This is a genomic window from Plantibacter cousiniae (nom. nud.) (assembly GCF_977070315.1).
In genome coordinates this window covers 1-2,600 of sequence record NZ_CDRVEU010000021.1, presented here as the reverse complement: position 1 = coordinate 2,600, position 2,600 = coordinate 1, and the positions used below count along the sequence as shown (strand labels likewise).

The window sequence follows — 2,600 nt, the reverse complement described above, 5'->3', positions numbered from 1 at the left end:
TCTTCACAGTCACCGCAATCTGGTCATTCGACGCAAATTGCTTGGGTGTTATATGGTCAAGCCTCACGGGCAATTAGTATTGGTTAGCTCAACGCCTCACAGCGCTTACACACCCAACCTATCAACGTCGTAGTCTTCGACGGCCCTTTAGGGAACTCAAGGTTCCAGTGAGATCTCATCTTGAGGCAAGTTTCCCGCTTAGATGCTTTCAGCGGTTATCTTTTCCGAACATAGCTACCCGGCAATGCCACTGGCGTGACAACCGGAACACCAGAGGTTCGTCCACTCCGGTCCTCTCGTACTAGGAGCAGCCCCTCTCAAATCTCAAACGTCCACGGCAGATAGGGACCGAACTGTCTCACGACGTTCTAAACCCAGCTCGCGTACCACTTTAAATGGCGAACAGCCATACCCTTGGGACCGGCTTCAGCCCCAGGATGTGATGAGCCGACATCGAGGTGCCAAACACCGCCGTCGATATGAACTCTTGGGCGGTATCAGCCTGTTATCCCCGGAGTACCTTTTATCCGTTGAGCGATGGCCCTTCCATACAGAACCACCGGATCACTAAGACCTACTTTCGTACCTGCTCGACGTGTCTGTCTCGCAGTCAAGCGCGCTTTTGCCTTTATACTCTACGACCGATTTCCGACCGGTCTGAGCGCACCTTCGTACTCCTCCGTTACTCTTTAGGAGGAGACCGCCCCAGTCAAACTACCCACCATACACTGTCCTCGATCCGGATAACGGACCTGAGTTAGAACCTCAAAGTTGCCAGGGTGGTATTTCAAGGTTGGCTCCACGCAGACTGGCGTCCACGCTTCAAAGCCTCCCACCTATCCTACACAAGCAAATTCAAAGTCCAGTGCAAAGCTATAGTAAAGGTTCACGGGGTCTTTCCGTCTAGCCGCGGATACACTGCATCTTCACAGCGATTTCAATTTCACTGAGTCTCGGGTGGAGACAGCGCCGCCATCGTTACGCCATTCGTGCAGGTCGGAACTTACCCGACAAGGAATTTCGCTACCTTAGGACCGTTATAGTTACGGCCGCCGTTTACCGGGGCTTCGATCAAGAGCTTCGCTTGCGCTAACCCCATCAATTAACCTTCCGGCACCGGGCAGGCGTCACACCCTATACGTCCACTTTCGTGTTTGCAGAGTGCTGTGTTTTTAATAAACAGTCGCAGCGGCCTGGTATCTTCGACCGGCATGAGCTTACGCAGTAAATGCTTCACCCTCACCGGCGCACCTTCTCCCGAAGTTACGGTGCCATTTTGCCTAGTTCCTTCACCCGAGTTCTCTCAAGCGCCTTGGTATTCTCTACCCAACCACCTGTGTCGGTTTGGGGTACGGTTCCTGGTTACCTGAAGCTTAGAAGCTTTTCTTGGAAGCATGGCATCAACCACTTCGTGTTCTAAAGAACACTCGTCATCAGCTCTCGGCCTTAAGATCCCGGATTTACCTAAGATCTCAGCCTACCACCTTAAACCTGGACAACCAACGCCAGGCTGGCCTAGCCTTCTCCGTCCCTCCATCGCAATAACCAGAAGTACAGGAATATTAACCTGTTTTCCATCGACTACGCTTTTCAGCCTCGCCTTAGGGACCGACTAACCCTGCGTCGATTAACGTTGCGCAGGAAACCTTGGTCTTTCGGCGTGGGTGTTTTTCACACCCATTGTCGTTACTCATGTCAGCATTCGCACTTCTGATACCTCCAGCAAGCTTCTCAACTCACCTTCACAGGCTTACAGAACGCTCCTCTACCGCATCATCAAAAGATGATACCCGTAGCTTCGGTGCATGGTTTGAGCCCCGTTACATCTTCCGCGCAGGCCGACTCGACTAGTGAGCTATTACGCTTTCTTTAAAGGGTGGCTGCTTCTAAGCCAACCTCCTAGCTGTCTAAGCCTTCCCACATCGTTTCCCACTTAACCATGACTTTGGGACCTTAGCTGACGGTCTGGGTTGTTTCCCTTTTCACGACGGACGTTAGCACCCGCCGTGTGTCTCCCATGCTCGGCACTTGTAGGTATTCGGAGTTTGCATCGGTTTGGTAAGTCGGGATGACCCCCTAGCCGAAACAGTGCTCTACCCCCTACAGTGATACATGAGGCGCTACCTAAATAGCTTTCGAGGAGAACCAGCTATCTCCGAGCTTGATTAGCCTTTCACTCCGATCCACAGGTCATCCGCTAACTTTTCAACGGTAGTCGGTTCGGTCCTCCAGTTAGTGTTACCCAACCTTCAACCTGCCCATGGATAGATCGCCCGGTTTCGGGTCTATTCCCAGCGACTAGACGCCCTATTAAGACTCGCTTTCGCTACGCCTCCCCTATTCGGTTAAGCTCGCCACTGAAAATAAGTCGCTGACCCATTATACAAAAGGTACGCAGTCACCCAACAAAGTGGGCTCCCACTGCTTGTACGCATACGGTTTCAGGATCTATTTCACTCCGCTCTCCGCGGTTCTTTTCGCCTTTCCCTCACGGTACTGGTTCACTATCGGTCAGTCAGTAGTATTTAGCCTTGGAGGATGGTCCCCCCATATTCAGACAAGGTTTCTCGTGCCCCGTCCTACTCGATTTCATTGCAAAG

Annotated in this window: 1 rRNA gene; it reads right to left on the bottom strand. The window is 52.1% G+C overall.

Annotated elements, in window-relative coordinates:
• Positions 1 to 52 precede the first annotated feature (52 nt).
• A 23S ribosomal RNA gene (locus ACW55A_RS26655) occupies positions 53 to 2,600 on the bottom strand; the annotation flags it as partial.